16 protein-coding genes, 2 tRNA genes and 1 pseudogene are annotated in these 16810 nt (G+C 64.8%); 11 read left to right on the top strand and 8 right to left on the bottom strand.

Annotation, left to right across the window (positions count from 1 at the left end; genetic code table 11):
• The 4 genes from GBJ34_RS04690 to GBJ34_RS04675 form a co-directional block, all read left to right on the top strand.
• On the top strand, positions 1-300 hold a 300-nt coding region (locus tag GBJ34_RS04690; RefSeq protein ID WP_226341042.1), incomplete at its 5' end, for a hypothetical protein.
• Complete coding sequence (locus tag GBJ34_RS04685) at positions 300-707, top strand: hypothetical protein (RefSeq protein ID WP_151718110.1); 408 nt, start codon at positions 300-302, stop codon at positions 705-707. The genes GBJ34_RS04690 and GBJ34_RS04685, both read left to right, overlap by 1 nt.
• Positions 704-916 carry a hypothetical protein gene (locus GBJ34_RS04680; protein WP_151718109.1) on the top strand — a complete coding sequence of 71 codons (213 nt, stop codon included), beginning with the start codon at positions 704-706 and terminating at the stop codon, positions 914-916. Before GBJ34_RS04685 ends, GBJ34_RS04680 begins: the two co-directional genes overlap by 4 nt.
• Before the next feature lie 20 nt (positions 917-936).
• Entirely contained in the window at positions 937-1170 is a 234-nt protein-coding gene (locus GBJ34_RS04675) for a hypothetical protein (protein WP_151718108.1), read from the top strand.
• Positions 1171-1389: 219 nt separating this feature from the next.
• On the opposite strand, the gene GBJ34_RS04670 is transcribed toward GBJ34_RS04675, so the two are convergent.
• Both GBJ34_RS04670 and GBJ34_RS21310 read right to left on the bottom strand, forming a co-directional pair.
• A tRNA-Asn gene (locus tag GBJ34_RS04670) sits at positions 1390-1464 on the bottom strand.
• A gap of 529 nt (positions 1465-1993) precedes the next feature.
• Positions 1994-2309, bottom strand: a pseudogene (locus GBJ34_RS21310) (integrase core domain-containing protein); the annotation flags it as partial.
• Between the two features lie 610 nt (positions 2310-2919).
• On the opposite strand from GBJ34_RS21310, the gene GBJ34_RS04660 reads away from it, so the two are divergent.
• The 7 genes from GBJ34_RS04660 to GBJ34_RS04630 all read left to right on the top strand — a co-directional run bounded on the left by GBJ34_RS04660 (position 2920) and on the right by GBJ34_RS04630 (position 9344).
• On the top strand, positions 2920-3801 hold the full coding sequence (locus tag GBJ34_RS04660) for an SPOR domain-containing protein (protein WP_151718107.1): 882 nt from the start codon (positions 2920-2922) through the stop codon (positions 3799-3801).
• A gap of 75 nt (positions 3802-3876) precedes the next feature.
• On the top strand, positions 3877-5040 hold the full coding sequence (locus GBJ34_RS04655; protein WP_151718106.1) for a D-alanyl-D-alanine carboxypeptidase family protein: 1164 nt from the start codon (positions 3877-3879) through the stop codon (positions 5038-5040).
• Positions 5040-5666 carry a dTMP kinase gene (gene tmk, locus GBJ34_RS04650; RefSeq protein ID WP_151718105.1) on the top strand — a complete coding sequence of 209 codons (627 nt, stop codon included), beginning with the start codon at positions 5040-5042 and terminating at the stop codon, positions 5664-5666. Before GBJ34_RS04655 ends, tmk begins: the two co-directional genes overlap by 1 nt.
• A gap of 3 nt (positions 5667-5669) precedes the next feature.
• On the top strand, positions 5670-6800 hold the full coding sequence (locus GBJ34_RS04645; RefSeq protein ID WP_151718104.1) for a DNA polymerase III subunit delta': 1131 nt from the start codon (positions 5670-5672) through the stop codon (positions 6798-6800).
• Between the two features lie 2 nt (positions 6801-6802).
• Positions 6803-7603: a TatD family hydrolase gene (locus tag GBJ34_RS04640; protein ID WP_151718103.1), complete on the top strand. Its 801-nt coding sequence runs from the start codon at positions 6803-6805 to the stop codon at positions 7601-7603.
• Complete coding sequence (locus GBJ34_RS04635) at positions 7603-8412, top strand: MBL fold metallo-hydrolase (protein WP_151718102.1); 810 nt, start codon at positions 7603-7605, stop codon at positions 8410-8412. Before GBJ34_RS04640 ends, GBJ34_RS04635 begins: the two co-directional genes overlap by 1 nt.
• A complete protein-coding gene (locus tag GBJ34_RS04630; RefSeq protein WP_151718101.1) occupies positions 8409-9344 on the top strand; it encodes an AEC family transporter in 936 nt (311 codons plus the stop codon). The genes GBJ34_RS04635 and GBJ34_RS04630 overlap by 4 nt, the downstream gene beginning before the upstream one ends.
• 238 nt (positions 9345-9582) lie before the next feature.
• Here the strand turns inward: GBJ34_RS04630 and GBJ34_RS04625 are convergent, their stop codons facing one another.
• The 6 genes from GBJ34_RS04625 to GBJ34_RS21030 all read right to left on the bottom strand — a co-directional run bounded on the left by GBJ34_RS04625 (position 9583) and on the right by GBJ34_RS21030 (position 16792).
• Positions 9583-10521 carry an ABC transporter permease gene (locus GBJ34_RS04625; protein ID WP_151718100.1) on the bottom strand — a complete coding sequence of 313 codons (939 nt, stop codon included), beginning with the start codon at positions 10519-10521 and terminating at the stop codon, positions 9583-9585.
• 160 nt (positions 10522-10681) lie between these two features.
• Positions 10682-11923: an ABC transporter permease gene (locus GBJ34_RS04620; RefSeq protein ID WP_151718099.1), complete on the bottom strand. Its 1242-nt coding sequence runs from the start codon at positions 11921-11923 to the stop codon at positions 10682-10684.
• A gap of 169 nt (positions 11924-12092) precedes the next feature.
• Positions 12093-13172, bottom strand: a complete 1080-nt coding sequence (locus tag GBJ34_RS04615; RefSeq protein ID WP_151718098.1) for an ABC transporter substrate-binding protein — start codon at positions 13170-13172, stop codon at positions 12093-12095.
• A gap of 97 nt (positions 13173-13269) precedes the next feature.
• Positions 13270-14373, bottom strand: coding sequence for an ABC transporter ATP-binding protein (locus GBJ34_RS04610; RefSeq protein ID WP_151718097.1), 1104 nt, complete (start codon positions 14371-14373; stop codon positions 13270-13272).
• 633 nt (positions 14374-15006) lie between these two features.
• Positions 15007-15093: transfer RNA gene (locus tag GBJ34_RS04605), tRNA-Leu, on the bottom strand.
• Between the two features lie 178 nt (positions 15094-15271).
• The gene (locus GBJ34_RS21030; RefSeq protein WP_151718096.1) at positions 15272-16792 is read right to left on the bottom strand and encodes a peptidoglycan-binding domain-containing protein; all 1521 of its coding nucleotides are present in this window, start codon (positions 16790-16792) and stop codon (positions 15272-15274) included.
• Positions 16793-16810 lie beyond the last annotated feature (18 nt).

Genomic DNA, 16810 nt, shown 5'->3' with positions numbered 1-16810 from the left:
TCAATGCACTCGGCACTGCCGAGATCGAACGCGTGGCCTGAACCCAACGGGGAAAGGGGCGCGTCTAGCCGCAGCCGGACTTCTGCAACAATGCCGTCCCAGACCGTCACCTTCGACTTTGACCCGTCGCTGCCCGTTGCGCGTCAGGTCGAGCAAGTGCTGGCGGCCATCGCGTCGGGGCAGATCGCGCCCGACCTCGGGCAGCAGATCGTCAGCGCCATCGGCACCCTGTCCAACATCCGCGCGACAGAAGAACTGTCGGAGCGGCTTGCAATCCTCGAAGCGAAAGCGGTGAACTGATGACGCACCTTTCCGAACATGACCTGTGGGGCACAGGCGGGAATCGCGTCGTCGTGCTTCCGCCCACTGACGGCGACGTGTTCGTTGCCATCGCGATTGGCGGCTCTGCCGCTGTGCTGTGGCCTGTCAGCGAGTATGACCGGGCGGTTGAGGTCGCCCAGCGGTTCACGCGGCGGCTTCGCACCGCGCAACCGGTGACGATCAAGGTTCTGTGCGTAACGCTGGCTGAGGCGCAGCGGTTCGGTTTCGTGCCGACCGGCACCATGCCCGCACAGACGCCGCATGAGAACGCGGAGGACCGACAGTTCGTAATCCGCACCCTCTGGGCCATCGTCCGCAACAGCAACGAAGCAAAGCCCCGCGCCGATGCGCTGGACCTGCTCAAGCAACTTGGAGCCAAGACATGAACGCTGACGATGATGACCTGCGCGGCCAAGCGAAGCGCAACCGCGAGGCGGAAGAACACCGCGCCGCGCTGGACGCCATCCAGAAGCGCCGCGAGGAAGCCGCCGAGACGGAAGCCTTGCGCGGCGAGATGGAGTTTGCCCGGTGCCTCGGTGCAGCCCCCTCACTGGTGGCCGCGTTCCGGCGCCTCAAGGATCAGGGGCGGGGCTGAGCATGGCGGGAGTGCGCGGCATGTTGAAGCGGGTCGCGCGACTTGAGGCACAGCGCGCGCCGAAGGCTTCGCCAATCGAAGTCCTCTACGGGTCGGTTGATGGCTTCGCCGCCGAGTGCATGGAAGGGGTCGCAAGCGGGAAGCTGTGCCCGGTGGACATGCCCATCATCCTTGACTGCATCCGGCGCTGGCATCGCGACGGCGACTATGGCGCGCGGCGCACCAACTGCAACGGGGTCTGGAACCGCGCATGACACACGAATCCTCGGGCTAGGGGTGGCTCGGGGTTACAAAGCCAGCGTTGCCCATGGCGCTGGTGACGGAGCGCCCTCGTGCCGCAAGGTGCGGGGGCGTTTTGCTATTCGGCTTGGGTGAGGTGCCGCCGCTGCTGTTGGTGGGCTTATGACCCCCAAAAGCAGCACTAACCGAGGTCGTTAGACCTTCAGTAAGTAGCTGTTTTTGTTAGGTTTTTTTGGCTCCGGCGGTAGGGATCGAACCTACGACCAATTGATTAACAGTCAACTGCTCTACCGCTGAGCTACGCCGGAACATGGGGCGGTGTATAGCGGCAGGTTTCGGGGGTCGCAAGGGGGGGCGCGAGAGAAAAATGGTCCGATGCACCGCTTTGCAAGGGCACATGATTGCCACTCTGGCCACACCTACGCGTCGACGCCCAATGAATGTTGGCTCCGACATGGGAAAACGGGTCGAGCCCGCTGGATCTGGCGGCAGGTTATCGGCTCATGATTTTCTTCGATCTGCCCCTCAGGCATCGAAAGGACCTGTATTTCAGCCTCGAAATGGAGGGCCGTCACAGGCAAGTCCGCAGCCAAACAGGACCCAGACAGCCAGGCTCAGCCCCCATAGCGAGTCGGGCCAGACTCGAGATCGAAGGTGCGTGCCCTTCCCCCGCAGGCCTGTGCTCTGCTGGCCGGGACCGCATCCGCGGGTGAAAGCTGGCGCGGAATTTTTCAGGGCGTGACACCGATTATTGCAACAGAGCAGTTTCGACCCGGAGGGAGGCTTGCTCTGCTCCCCGGGTTTGGACCGCCGCGATCTGGAGTTTCGCGGCTCTGATCACGGGGGCGTGCTGGTTGCGCCACCGGGATTATACAGGTTGATCGGCACGTTGTAACCGATCGCGTTGTGAGGCCGGACCTCGTTGTAGTCTCTGCGCCAAGCCTCCAACTTTTCGCGCATCCGCAAGATCCATGAAGTCGCCAGTGTTGCGCCATTGGTCCGAGCAACAATGGCGACGGGCATTCAGACATTCCGCCCGCAGCTTGCCATTGAACGCCTCAATGAAGCCGTTTTCGGTGGGTTTCCCCGGTCGGGAGAAGTCCAATGTGACACCGTTGGCATAGGCCCAGAGACCGAGGTCGCGGGAGATGAATCCACAGTTCGAGGCCGGCCTGCCGGTGCGGCGAGATTAGCAATGGTAGATCGAAGTGTTGAACCGCAGGGCCTGGCAGGCCCGCCGGATCGCAATACCCCAGTCGATCAGAAACCCGTCAACAAGCTTGCGCGTCCGGACAGGGTGCGCCGGTGGGTGCCATTGGTTCAAGCCCACTGGCAAACAAGCTTTCGGCGGATCACGTCCTGCAGCATCTCCCGGTCCAGGGTCAGGTCCGCCACGACCTTCTTCAACCGAGCATTCTCGTCCTCCAGCGCCTTCAACCGCTGCGGTGCGCAGCGATCTCGTGCCTGCGCCAGTCGCCCGCCCCGCGGCCATTCCCTGCGCCCATTCCCTGTGCCCCCTGCCCGGTTCACGCCGCCCCTGGCCGCGCATCGTTCCTGCCCTTGCATCGTTCCTGTCCTGCATCCCCGTGGCATCTGCCAATTTCCGCCGAAACGCGCCTGCGGCCTTTTCTCAGCCTCTGGCAATGGCTATGATGCGCGGCAAAGCCGCAGGACGGGCAGCGCCGCAAGGCTGCACGCAAGGCGGATCGGCAGGACAGAAATGCGCGGGCACGCGAGAAGGCTCGTGGCAAGGGGGCTTGAGGATGGCAGGAACGATCAGGTCGCTGATCTTGATTTCATGCGCGGCAGGTCTGCTGGGCGCTTGTGTCAAGGAGGGCGGCAGCGAGACCGCTCCGGCGGATGGGGCGACGGCGGCAGCACAGCCTGCGGGCAAGCCCGCGCGCTCGGTCAAGCTGGTGGATCGCGATATCGAGGCACCGGAGATTTTCCAGACCACGGACACCGCCCTTTGGGACGGGCGTCCGTCCCTGGGCGGCGTCTGGGTGGCCTCGCCCGATGCGACAGACCCGGAACGGGTGATCCTGCGCAATCCTGCCAATGGCAAATTTGTCATCGGCGCGCTGTTCCGGCGCGAGCGGGAAAACCCCGGACCGAAATTGCAGATCTCGTCCGATGCCGCATCGGCGCTTGGTCTGCTGGCCGGGCAGCCGGGCAAGATCAACGTCACCGCGCTGCGCCGCGAAGAGGTGCCGGTGCAGACCGATGCCAGCAAGCCGCTGCTGGATGCGGCCGAAACGCTGCCGGGTGAAGGCGCTGCGGTCACCGCCGATACAAAGACCGCCTTGGCCAAGCCGGGCGCTGCTAAGACCGCCGCCCCGGCAGGCGGTGCCGCGGCCATCCCGGCTGGCACCATTGCGGGCGGGCCGATCGCCGCGCAGCCGGTCAAACCGGGGGCTGCGGCCAAAGGCGGCAGCCATACCGCGCAGATCGGTATCTTCTCGGTCGAGGCCAATGCCAAACGCGCGGTCGATCAGTTGAGCAAGGCCGGCGTCAGCGCCACGCTGCGCAAGGGCCAGACGCAGGGGAAAGACCACTGGTCGGTCACCGCTTCGGGCGCCGATCGCGCGGCCCTTCTCGCAAAGGTGAAGAGCCTCGGCTTTACCGACGCCTATATCATCAGATAACCGCGTCCGGCCCGGACGGGCGGCGCGGCCTATCTCATGCGCCCCCTCCCCGGCCCGCCCGCGAAAGGAAGACCCATGATCCGCCGCCTCAGCCTCGCCCTTGCCCTCATGCTCGGCACCACCCCGGTCTGGGCCTATGAGACCCAGGCCCGCGCCGCCTGGGTCTATGACATGACGACCGGCACCGTCCTTCTGGACAAGAATGCCGAGACCCCGATCCCGCCCGCCTCGATGTCCAAGCTGATGACGCTGAACATGCTGTTCGAGGCGCTGCATGACGGACGTTTCCGCGCCGACAGCACCTTCCCCGTTTCGGAAAAGGCGTGGAAGATGGGCGGATCGAAGATGTTCGTGAAGCCCGATGACCGCCCGACCGTCGATGACCTGATCCATGGCATCATCATCAATTCCGGCAACGATGCCTGCGTGGTGGTGGCCGAAGGCATGGCGGGCAGCGAAGAGGAATTCGCCCGCCGCATGACCGCCCGCGCGGTGGAGCTTGGCATGAACGACTCGCATTTTGCCAATGCCTCCGGATGGCCCGCGCCCGATCACAAGATGAGCGCGCATGATCTGGGCCTGCTGGCGGTGCGGCTGATCAGCGAGTTTCCCGAATATTACCCCTATTTCGCGCTGACCGAATACAGCTATCAGGGACGCGTTCCCGCCAATAGCCAGAACCGCAACCCGTTGCTGCGCATCAAGGGCGGCGACTGGCACGCCGACGGACTGAAGACCGGCCATACAGAAGAGGCGGGTTATGGCCTTGTCGGATCGGCCCTGCATGATAACGGTCGGCGCATCGTCTTTGTCATCGCGGGCCTGCCTTCCGATCAGGCGCGCGCTGAGGAAAGCGAGCGGATCTCCAACTGGGCCTTTCGCGATTTCGCGATGAAGACCATCGCCAAGGCGGGCACCCGCGTGGCCGAGGCCGAGGTCTGGATGGGATCCGAGGATCGCGTGGGTCTGGTGGCCGAAAAGGATGTGGAGCGGCTGATCCCGATCACCGCGCGCAACAGCATGACCGCCGAAGTGGTCTATACCGGCCCGATCAAGGCCCCGATCGCCAAGGGCGACCGGGTTGCCGAACTGGTGGTCCGCGTGCCGGACATGCCCGACAGCCGCATCCCGCTGGTGGCCGAGGCCGACGTGACGGAGGGTGGCTTCACCAAGAAAATCTCGGCGGCGGCACAGGCACTGATGAAGCGGGTCTTCGCCTCTGACGCCCCCGCAACCTGATGGCAGCCGGGCGTTTCCTCAGCTTTGAGGGCATTGACGGTTCGGGCAAAAGCACGCAGGCGCGCCTGCTGGCCACGGCGCTGACCGCGCTTGGGGCGCAGGTCTGCCTGACGCGAGAGCCCGGCGGTAGCCCCGGCGCCGAGGAAATCCGCCGCCTCGTGCTGGAGGGCGATCCGGACCGCTGGTCGGCCGAGACCGAGTTGTTGCTGTTCACCGCCGCCCGGCGCGACCATCTGGAAAAGACCATCCGTCCGGCGCTTGCACGCGGCGAGGTGGTCATTACCGACCGTTTTGCCGACAGCTCGCGCATGTATCAGGGCATTTCGCGCGGTGATCTGGCGGCCATGGTGGATGCGCTGCATTCCCTGATGATCGGGGTGGAGCCGGATCTGACGATCCTGATCGACATCGACCCCGAGCTCGGCCTTGCCCGCGCCGTGGCCCGCAAAGGGCCGGAGCAACGGTTCGAGGATATGGGGCTGGATCTGCAACGCCGGATGCGGGCAGGCTTTCTGGATCTGGCCGCAGCCACCCCCGCGCGCTTTCGCGTGATCGATGGCGCGCGCGACCCACAGGCGGTGGCCGCTGATGTTCTGGCGACTGCCCGCCTGCATCTGGGGCTGTAGCCCATGCCCTCTGTCTACCTTGGGGATTTCCCCGAACCCGACCGGATCGAGGGTGCGCCGCATCCACGCGAGACCCACCGCCTGATCGGCCATGCGGCGGCTGAGACCGATTTCCTGCAAAGTTTCAAGGCGGGTCGCCTGCATCACGGCTGGTTGATTACCGGGCCGCGCGGGCTTGGAAAGGCCACGCTGGCCTGGAAGCTCGCGCGCTTTCTGCTGGCCACCCCCGACGATGATGGCGGCATGTTCGCCCCGCCCCCGCCCACATCGCTGGATATCCCCGAGGACAACCCGATTGCCCGCCGGATCACCGCTTTGTCTGAGCCCCGGCTTTACCTGCTGCGGCGCGGGCTGAACGAAACCGAGAAAGCCCCGGCGCAGGACATTCTGGTGAAAGAGGTCCGCAAGCTGAAGGAATATTTCGCGCTGTCTTCCGCCGATGGCGGGCGGCGGGTGGCGATTGTCGATAGCGCCGACGAGATGAACATCGCCGCCGCCAATGCGCTGTTGAAACTGCTGGAGGAACCGCCCGCAGGCGTGACTTTCTTCCTGATCTCGCATCAGCCCTCGCGCCTTTTGCCCACCATCCGCTCGCGCTGCCGCGAGTTGCGGCTTTCGGCCCTGCCCCCAGACCAGATCGCGCAGGCGCTGGAACAGGCAGGCAGCTTTGTCGAGGATGCCGAGGCGCTGACCCAGCTGGCCGGCGGTTCGGTCGGCGAGGCGGTGCGGATGACCCAGCTTGAAGGCGCGGCGCTTTACACCGATCTTGTCACGCTGTTTTCCGGCCTGCCCCGGATCGACCGGGTCAAGGCCCTTGCGCTGTCCGAAGGCGGCGCGGGCAAGGGCAACGAGACGCGCTTTGATCTGCTGGTCACCCTGCTGGATCTTCTGATGTCGCGGCTTGCCCGCGCGGGCACACTGGGCATGACCCCGCCCGAGGCGGCCAATGGCGAGGCCGCGCTCCTGATGCGGCTGTCACCCGATCCTTGGGCGGCGCGGGCCTGGGCCGATCTGGCGCAAAGCCTCTCCGCGCGGGCGCGGCGTGGCAAGGCGGTCAACCTTGACCCTGCCGCACTTCTCATGGATATGTTCCTGCAGATCGAACAGACGGCGGCGCGGCTCGCCGCGAGGTGACCATGACCCCGCCCGACATCGTTGACAGCCATTGCCATCTCGACTTCCCCGATTTCGAGGGCGAGCTGCCCAGAATAATCGACTCCGCCCGCGCGGCAGGCGTCACCCGCATGGTGACGATCTGCACAAGGCTGGATGCCGAGCCCAAGGTCCGCGCCATTGCGGAAGCCTATGAAGGTGTCTTTTACGCCGCAGGCATCCATCCGATGCGCGCCGCTGAAGAACCGCTGGTGACGGTGGACCGACTGGTGGCCCTGGCCCAGCACCCGAAATTCGTTGGTATCGGCGAGACGGGTCTGGATTACCACTACACCGCCGACAGCGCCGCCATTCAGCAGCAATCGCTGCGCATCCATATCGAGGCCGCGCAGGAAACCGGGCTGCCCCTCATCATCCATGCCCGCGCTGCCGATGACGACATGGCCGCGATCCTGACAGAAGGCTTCCGCCGCAAGCCCTATTCTTGCGTGATGCATTGCTTCTCCTCCTCGGCAGAACTGGGCCGGGCGGCGCTGGATCTTGGTTTCTACCTGTCGATGTCCGGGATCGCGACCTTCCCCAAAAGCCAGGAGCTGCGCGATATCTTCGCATCGGCCCCGCTGGACCGCATCCTGCTGGAAACCGACAGCCCCTATCTGGCCCCGGTGCCTTATCGCGGCAAACGCAACGAGCCCGCCTATACTGCCTTCACTGCAAAGACCGGCGCGGGCCTTTTCGGCCTGTCGGTCGAGAATTTCGCCGCCGCGACATCCGCCAATTTTGATCGCCTCTTCACCAAAGCAGCCGTGAAAGTCGCCGCCTGATGTATCGCTTCACCATTCTGGGCTGTGGATCCTCGGGCGGGGTGCCGCGCCTGGGCGGCGATTGGGGCGATTGCGATCCGGCCAACCCCAAGAACCGCCGCAGCCGCTGTTCGCTGCTGGTGGAACGGATCGGGCCGCAAGGCAGCACCCGTGTGTTGATCGACACCTCGCCCGATATGCGGGCGCAGCTTCTGGCAGCAGGGGTCGGCACGCTGGATGCGGTGGCCTATACCCATTCCCATGCTGATCATGTGCATGGGATCGACGACCTGCGCCAGATCGTCTTCAACCTGAAATCCCGCCTGGCCGTCTGGGCCGATGCCCCGACGCAGAACGCCCTGATCGACCGTTTCGGCTATGCCTTCGTGCAGCCCGCGGGATCGCCCTACCCCCCGATCCTCGACCTGAACACCATCGATGGCCCCTTCACCATCAAGGGGGCGGGCGGGCCCGTCACGCTGACCCCGTTCGAGGCCGATCACGGGGCGATGGATGCGCTTGGCTTCCGCGTCGCGGGCCTTGCCTATCTGCCCGATGCCGTGGCGATCCCCGAGCAAAGCTGGCCGCATCTGGCCGGGCTTGACGTCTTCATCGTCGATGCGCTGCGCCGCAAACCGCATCCGACGCACGCACATCTGGCGCTGACGCTGGAATGGATCGCCCGCGCCGCCCCTGCCCGCGCGGTGCTGACCAATATGCATCTGGATCTGGATCATGCCACGCTCCTTGACGAGCTGCCCGCCGGCGTCACCCCCGCCCATGACGGGCTGGTGATCGAACTGCCCGCACCCGAGCCTGCCTCCAGATGAACGCCGCCTTCGAGGTCATCCTGCCGGTCTTTCTGGTGATCGCCGCCGGATGGCTCGCCGCGTGGCGCGGATTGATGTCCGAGGCGATGGTCGATGCGCTGATGCGCTTTGCGCAAGGGGTTGCGGTGCCGGTGCTGCTCGCGCTCAGCATCGGCAATCTCGATCTGGGGGCCAATTACGATACCGGGCTGTTTCTCAGCTTCTATCTCGCAGCCTTCACATGCTTTGGCCTTGGCGTGCTGGCCGCGCGCCTGCTGGGCCGGCCCGGCACCGATGCCGTGGCCATCGGCTTTGCCGCGATGTTCTCCAACTCGCTGCTTCTTGGGGTTCCGATCACCGAACGTGCCTTTGGTCATGATGCCTTGGCGGGGAACTTCGCCATCATCTCGATCCATTCACCAATCTTCTATGCCGTTGGCATCATCTGCATGGAACTGGTGCGCAGCCATGGCCAGGGCGAACCTGCCGCGACCATCGCCCGCAAGGTTCTTCGCGCGATCTGCACCCAGCCGATGGTGGTGGGCATTGCCGCAGGGCTTGCGCTGAACCTGACCGGCATCCCGCTGCCCGGCGTGGTCTCCGATGCGATGCGCATCATCGCGGGTGCCGCCATCCCCTGTGCATTGTTCGGCCTGGGCGGCGTGCTCCTGCGCCTGAAACCCGAGGGCGACAGCCGCGCCATCGCCACTGTCGTCATGCTGTCGATCCTCGTCCATCCCGGCCTGACATGGCTGCTGGGCAATTATGCCTTCAGCCTGAACACCGACCAGATCCGCTCCGCCGTGCTGACCGGGGCAATGGCGCCGGGGGTCAATGCCTATCTCTTTGCCAATGCCTATGGCACCGCCAAACGTGTCGCGGCCTCCGCCGTGCTGGTGGCCACCCTGGCCTCGATCGCAACGATCTGGATGTGGCTGCAAATCCTGCCATGACCACCACAGGCAGGACTGGGCCGAAGGCACGGTGCCAAAGTCACCCGCCGCAAGCCCGATCGCAGATCCCCCGCCCATTCATCTGTTCCCAAATATCCCGGGGGACAGGCTGCGGCAGAAGCCGCAGCCCTTGGGGGCAGCGCCCCCAAGGGCCGCAAGGCCCGGGCATCCGGTCCTGAAAAAAGCCGGGGGCCATCTCTGGCCCCCGGCTTTTTTCAGGACACTCTCTTGAGGCGCTTTACTGCGGTGTCACGCCCCGGATCCGCTCTGACCGGCGGCGCAGCAGCTCGACTGTCGCCAGAAGCGCGATGGAAATGATGACAAGGATTGTCGCGACCGACAGGATCGCCGGGCTGATCGCCTCGCGGATGCCATTCCACATCTGGCGCGGGATGGTCTGTTGCTCAGGCCCCGCGATGAACAGCACCGCCACCACCTCGTCAAACGAGGTGACAAAGGCAAACAATGCGCCAGACACCACGCCCGGCAGGATCAGCGGCAGCATCACCTTGAAGAAGGTCCGGCTGGGCGAGGCCCCGAGCGATGCCGCGGCCCGGCTCAGCGACTGGTCGAACCCGATCAGCGTCGCGGTCACCGTGATGATGACGAAGGGAATGCCCAGCGTCGCATGGGCCAGCACCACCCCGGTATAGGTCGAGGTCAGCCGCCCGCAATCCAGACCCACCACGCCACAGGGGCTGGAATAGAAGAAGAACAGCCCTGTCGCGATGATGATGATCGGCACGATCATCGGCGAGATCAGGATCGCCATGATCAACCGGCGATAGGGCATCTCGTTGCGCGACAGGCCAAGCGCCGCCAGCGTGCCAAGCACGGTTGCCACAATCGTCGACCAGAAACCGATGATGACCGAATTCTTTGCCGCCTGCACCCAGGTCGCATTGCGCCAGACATCCGACCACCAGCCGCCATCGCGCGCGACATCCGGTGCCTGCATCCCGAAGGTCAGCAGCAGGTCATACCAGCGCAGGCTGTAGCCATCGGGATCGAGGGTCAGCATCTTTTCAGTAAAGGTAAAATACGGCTCGGCGTTGAAGCTGAGCGGCATGATGATCAGGATCGGCGCAATCAGGAACAGGAAGATCAGCGTGCAGATCGTCAGATAGGTGTAATACCAGATGCGCTCCAGCGGGTCGGCATAGGCGGGAAGGGCCATCGGGGTCTCTCCTTGGAACGGCGCGCAAGATGCAACTGCGGCGGGTCTGGGGCGTCTCGTCGGGTGGCTGCGAGGACCGGGGGCCAGCCCCCGGACCCCCGGGATATTTGGGAACAGATGATGGGCAGGTAGCGCATCTGGTGCCCCTGCCCGCTTTGGATCAGCCGAGTTTCAGCTTGTCGATGCCGACAAGACGATCATAGAGCCAGTAAAGCACCAGCACCCCGGCCAGCAGCATGCCCGCAAGGGCGGCGGCGACCGACCAGTTGGATTTCGACATATGGAACTGGATCAGGTTCGAGAACAGCTGACCATCTGCACCGCCCACCAGCGCCGGGGTGATGTAATAGCCGACCGCCAGAATGAACACGAGCAGCGCGCCTGCGGCGATCCCCGGCAAGGTCTGCGGCAGGTAGATGCGGCGGAAGGTGGTCCAGCTCGTGGCGCCAAGGCTGCGCGCGGCGCGGGCATAGGCCGGCTTGATCGTCCGCATCACCGAATACAGCGGCAGCACCATGAAGGGCAGCAGAATATGCGTCATCACGATGATGGTGCCGGTCATGTTATAGATCATCTGCCAGCGCGCGCCATCATCGACCAGCCGGGCCGAGACGAGGACATTGTTCACCACCCCCTGTCCCTGCAACAGCACGATCCAGCTTGAGGTCCGCACCAGGAGCGAGGTCCAGAATGGCAGCAGCACGAGGATCATCAGCAGATTGGCGCGCGAGGCTGGCAGCGTCGCCAGCAGATGGGCGATCGGAAAGGCCAGCAGCAGGCAGACCCCGGTAATGACGGCGGACAGCATGAAGGTGGTGCCGAACAGTTTCAGATAGATCCGTTCCTTTTCCGGCACACGCTCCACCCCGCCATCGGCGGTGCGCTGCATGTCGGTTGCAACCAGATAGAAATCCGAGGTCCAGGGCGAGGCGGCGGAACGCATCGCCTCCCAGACCAGCGGATCGCCCCATTTGGCGTTTTCAGCCAGCAATGCCTCGCGGAAGGGCGGCTCCAGCTTGTCGGCACCGCGCGCCGAGGATGTGAACAGCGACCTCGTGCCGGGCAGAGTGTAATTGACCCGGGTCCCCGCCTCGCCTGCCGTGCGATTGGCCTTCATCAGTTGCAAGTCGGCGGCAAGGGCGGCATAGGCCGCCTCATCGGGGGCGGTGCCGGGCGGATTGGCCTCGAACCAGGCCTGAAGCGCGGGCGCGGCGCTGGAGAAGCCGTCATGATAGATTGAGCGTTGCAGCATCTGCCCGATGGGCAGGATGAAGGTAATCACCACGAACAACAGCAGCGGTGCCACCAGCAGGAAGGCCCGGCGCCGGGCCCGCGCTTGCGCTTGCGCCAGCGCCGCCTTCAGCGGGCGGCCATCGGAAGTGGTGAGGGGGGCATCGCTCATCGGCGGTCCTTCATGGGTCTTGCAATCAGGTCTTGCGCGGATCGGCTGCCACCCCTTGCAGGGTGGAGGCCATCTTGCGCCCGGTCACATCGACGGGCACAAAACGACCCGCAGGCGAACCGGCGCGCGAGGCCGGACAGGCACATGCCCCCGGCCCCGCAGCATCAGTTCAGTTGGCCGAGAGCCAGGCGTTGAACCGCTCGTTCAGTTCCGAGTCACGATCGACCCAGAAATCAAGCGAGGAGGCCAGCGCATTGGTCATGTTCTCGGGCGAGGTCGGCAGGTTCGGCGACATCGGCACATCTGTGCCGAAGACATTGCCGACCAGCGGGGCCGAGGATTTGCGCGGCGGGCCATAGCTGATGTGTTCGGCGGCCTTGGCGAGCGGTTCGGAGGAGGTTGCAAATTTCACAAACTCCAGCGCGGTCGCCTCGTTGGGCGCGCCTTTCGGGATCACATAGCCTTCCCATTCGAAGACCTGACCGTCCCAGATGATCTTGAACGGCTTGTTGTCCTGCACGGCGGCGTTGTAGATCCGGCCGTTCCAGCCCATGGTCATCGACACTTCGCCATCCGCCAGCAGTTGCGGCGGCTGCGCCCCGGCTTCCCAGAACACCGCATCCTTCTTGATGCTGTCGAGTTTCGCGAAGGCGCGATCCAGACCTTCCGGGGTTTCCAGCGTGGCATAGACATCAGCCGCGGGCACGCCGTCCGCCATCAGTGCCATTTCCAGCGTGGCCTTCGCGCCTTTCTTCAGCCCGCGCTTGCCGGGGAATTTGGCGGTATCAAAGAAGTCCGCGATGGTGGCAGGTGCTGCCCCTTCGGGGAATTTCGAGGCATCAAAGGCCACAATGGTCGAGAAGATATCGGTCGGGATCATGCATTCGGTCAGGGTGCCCTCGATGAAGTCATCAACGGCGGCCACACCATCAACGCCCGCAGGCAGGCTGGCGGCATCGATCGGGATGATCATGCCCTCGTCGCACAGACGCACCGCATCGGCAATCTCGACGCTGGCCACGTCAACCGTGACGTTCCCGGCCGAGACCTGCGCCTTGATCGGGGTCGCCGGGTTATCGGCATCGACGGAGACGACCTTGGTGCCGGTCTTTTCGGCGAAGGGTTTGTGATAGGCCTCGACCTGGCTGGCGCTATAGGCCCCGCCCCAGCCCATCACCGTGATCTCCTGCGCCATGGCCGGAACGGCCAGACCGCCGAGCGCGGTGGTCAGAACAAGCATCTTCTTCATTCGGAAATCTCCCGTGTTGATCCATTTGTCGCGGCCCTGTTGATCCGGGCCGTCCTCCATCCATGCACAGGCGCAGCCCCACAGGGGCCGCGCGGCATCAGATCACGTCCAGCGCGCGGGCATCTTCGGGATGCCAGCCCACCCTGATGCGCTCGCCCGCCGCGAACCGGGTCTGACCCAGCGTGTTGCGGCATTTGAGCACAAAATCATCCGTTCCCGCGACCCGCATCCGGGTGCGCAAGATATCCCCCATGTAAATCACCTCCAGCACCTCGGCATCGAGCATATGCGCGCCGGGCGGCATCAGCTCGGGCTTGAACTCCACCCGTTCCGGGCGGATCGAGACCAGGGTCTGCTGGCCTTTTTCGCGGATATTGACCGCGGTTGCATCGATCAGCTCGCCGGTGGCCAGGCGCACCACGGCGCGGCCGCCGTCCAGTTCCTCAATGACGCCTTGCAACTTGTTGTTTTCGCCAATGAACTGGGCAACGAAACTGTTTTCGGGGCGCTCGTAAAGATCGGCGGGCGGGGCCAGTTGCTGGATGCGGCCATCGTTGAAGACGGCCACGCGGTCCGACATGGTCAGCGCCTCGCCCTGATCATGGGTCACATAGACCACGGTGATGCCAAGCGATTCATGCAGGTGCTTGATCTCGAACTGCATATGTTCGCGCAACTGCTTGTCGAGCGCGCCAAGCGGCTCATCCATCAGGACCAGCGCCGGATCGAAGACCAGCGCGCGCGCCAGTGCGATGCGCTGCTGCTGCCCGCCGGAAAGCTGTGCCGGGCGGCGATTGGCAAAGGCCCCCATCTGCACCATATCAAGCGCACGCTTGATCTTCGTCTCGCGCTCATCCTTGCCCATGCCGCGCACTTCCAGCGGAAAGGCCAGGTTCTCGCCCACCGTCATATGCGGAAACAGCGCGTAATTCTGGAACACCATGCCGATGCCGCGCTTATGCGGCGGCACGAGGTTGATGTTGCGCCCTTCCAGCCGGATCTCGCCATGGGTCGCCGTCTCGAACCCGGCCAGCATCATCAGGCAGGTGGTCTTGCCCGACCCCGAGGGCCCGAGCATGGTCAGGAACTCGCCCTTGCCGATCTTCAGATTGAGATCCTTCACGACCAGAGAGGTGCCATCATAGCTTTTCTGGACATGGTCAAAGACGACGAAATCGTCGTGGAGGGTCGCTGACGTCACCCCGGTCTCCCCGTGCTGCGGCAGGTGTCCTGCACTGTTCTTGCCTCGACTAAAGCGGATGCTTTGGCGTATTGCAACGCCGATCTCGGGCCACCGATGAATGCCGCCGCTCGGCGAACGCCGCCTTGATTCCCGCGCCGGATCGCGTGAATTACGACGCTATTTTGATCAAAAACGGCAGATCTATCGTCCACTCCCCCACGCAGAACCATCAACTTCGGTGCCTTCACCACGGGCAGGTGCCAAAATCTTCGACGAAGATTTTTGCACGCGCCCGTTTTTTGGGCGCGGCGTGGGTGTCTGGCAGGACAAAACGGCGCGGGTGGATTCGGGGTCGGTTGTGCCCGGCAGCATCTGCAATGGCGGGAAGCGGCCCCCACCCCGCATCCGCGATGCGCTACCATGATCGGCCAGCCGTCTTATACCGCCGTTGTGCCCGGCATGGGTTGCACTGGCGCAGAGCAGCGCGCGATCATGCGCTCGCGATGGGATCGGATATCATTATCCCCGCCATGCTCGATGCCATAGCGGCGACATGGCGCGACCGGCTGTGGACCTTGGCGGCTACCTGGCGGGCCGGGCATGATCGAAAAAGAAAAAACCCCGGCAAAACCGGGGTTTCTTTCTCAGATATGGTGCGGATGAAAGGACTCGAACCTTCACGGGTGTTACCCCACAGCGACCTCAACGCTGCGCGTCTACCAATTCCGCCACATCCGCATGATCTGGCTTGGTGGGCGCTGTCTAGCGCAGCCCCGCGGGGTTGAAAAGGGGGATTTGATCCCGCCCCCCAAAATATTTCGCGCCCGGCTCACTGGATCATCCCGCCCCAGGCGCGGGCCGGGAATGGCCCGCGAAAGATCAGGGATTTCCGCAAGATGGCGCGCGCGTCGCGCCCTCAGTTGCCGAGCATCAGCCGCGGCAGCGCGGTCAGCACCGACACGGCTTGCGCCGCGGCAGGCTGCTGCGCGGGGGCGACCAGTGCCTCGGCGGTGGGGGCTGCTGCAACCGTCGTCACCGGGGTTGCGACCGGCGCGGGGGCTGCGGCTTGCTGGATCGGGGCCGGGGTTGCGGGGGCAGCTTCCACCACCGTGCCGGGGGCCGGCATGGCGGGGGCCAGCACCGGCAGCGGCGCGGCAGGTGCCGGTGCTTCGCTGCGGCCATTCAGCGCGAAGATCGCCTTGTGAACCAGTTCAGCCTGACCAGAGGCACCGCCAAGCGCGCCGCCCTGCCCCTGCTCGATCCAGCCAAGCGCCAGATCGGGGCGACGGGTCGCGCCGATACCATCGGCCAAGTGGAAGCCCGGCAGCGCGGCATAGCCCGCCTCGCCCAATGCGGTCAGCACCAGCGCGGAGCCAAGCGCCACATCCATGTCATCGCTGGCATAACCCACGCCAAGGCAGATCTTCGAGGTGCCCGAAAGCTGCGCCGGCGACATGCCGGAGCCTGCGATGAATTGCGACACCTGCGCCAGCACCTCGTTCGAGGGTTTCAGCGACACCGCAATCACGCTGTCCTTCAGCACCGGACCAAAGGCCTTGCATTGTTCTGCCACCTGCTGCGGCGTGACGCCGGGCACCGCGCGCGCCATCTGCTCGCCCTGCTGGATCGCGGCGGCGCGGCTGAGGCAGAACTGTTCCGACAGGGCCTGCGCCGGGTCGGACATGCTGGCCAGCGTGGCAAAGCCGCCATTGGTATTGGTCTTCAGCGAGACCGCATTGCAATGCGAACTGAGCGAGACCAGCGTGCCGCCAAAGCTCGGCAAGGCGGGGGCTGCCACAGGCGCAGGGGTCGGCGCCACCGGGGCCGGGGCGGGTTCGGCGACAAGTGCGGGCAAGGCGGCTGCGGGGGCTGCCTGCATCGCCGCCCCCATGCTGGACCCGGTCACGCCGGTCTGGGTCGGCAGGCCTGCCATTTCATCGCGCTGCACCAGCAGAAGCCCGCGCATCCCCATCGGATGGGTGCCGACAATCTGGCTGACCGCCGGACCGCCCGCGACCGAGCGGTGATAGGCGGTGACCAGAATCGAGCGTTCATAATCCGTCAGCTGGCCGGTGGCCGGATAGCCCAAGGTCGCCTGCATCTGCGAAATCGCCGCGCGGCTTTTCGGCCCGATGGATCCATCGGGGGTGCCGACGCCATAGCCAAAGGCATTGAGCGCCGTCTGCACCTCGCGGTTTTCCTCGCGCTGTGCGGCGGAGATTGCGGGCTTGGCCGGTTTGGTTGCGGCCTTGGTCGAGCGGCGCGCCGGGGCCTGTGCCTTGCGCTTTTGCTGATCCTTGGCGATGGCATGGCCGATGATGCCGCCGATCAATGCCCCCGCGATCGCGTCGCCCGCATCGGCGCGGACCGGCTCAGCCGGAGTGAAGGTCAGGGCAGCCGCAAGGGCGCAGGTGGTGGCAGCGGTGAACGCTTTCATGGCATCTCTCCTGAAAAG

The sequence above is a fragment of the Gemmobacter serpentinus genome, assembly GCF_008973825.1.
GTDB classification, from domain to species: Bacteria; Pseudomonadota; Alphaproteobacteria; order Rhodobacterales; family Rhodobacteraceae; genus Gemmobacter; species Gemmobacter serpentinus.
This window is presented reverse-complemented; position numbering and strand designations above follow the sequence as displayed.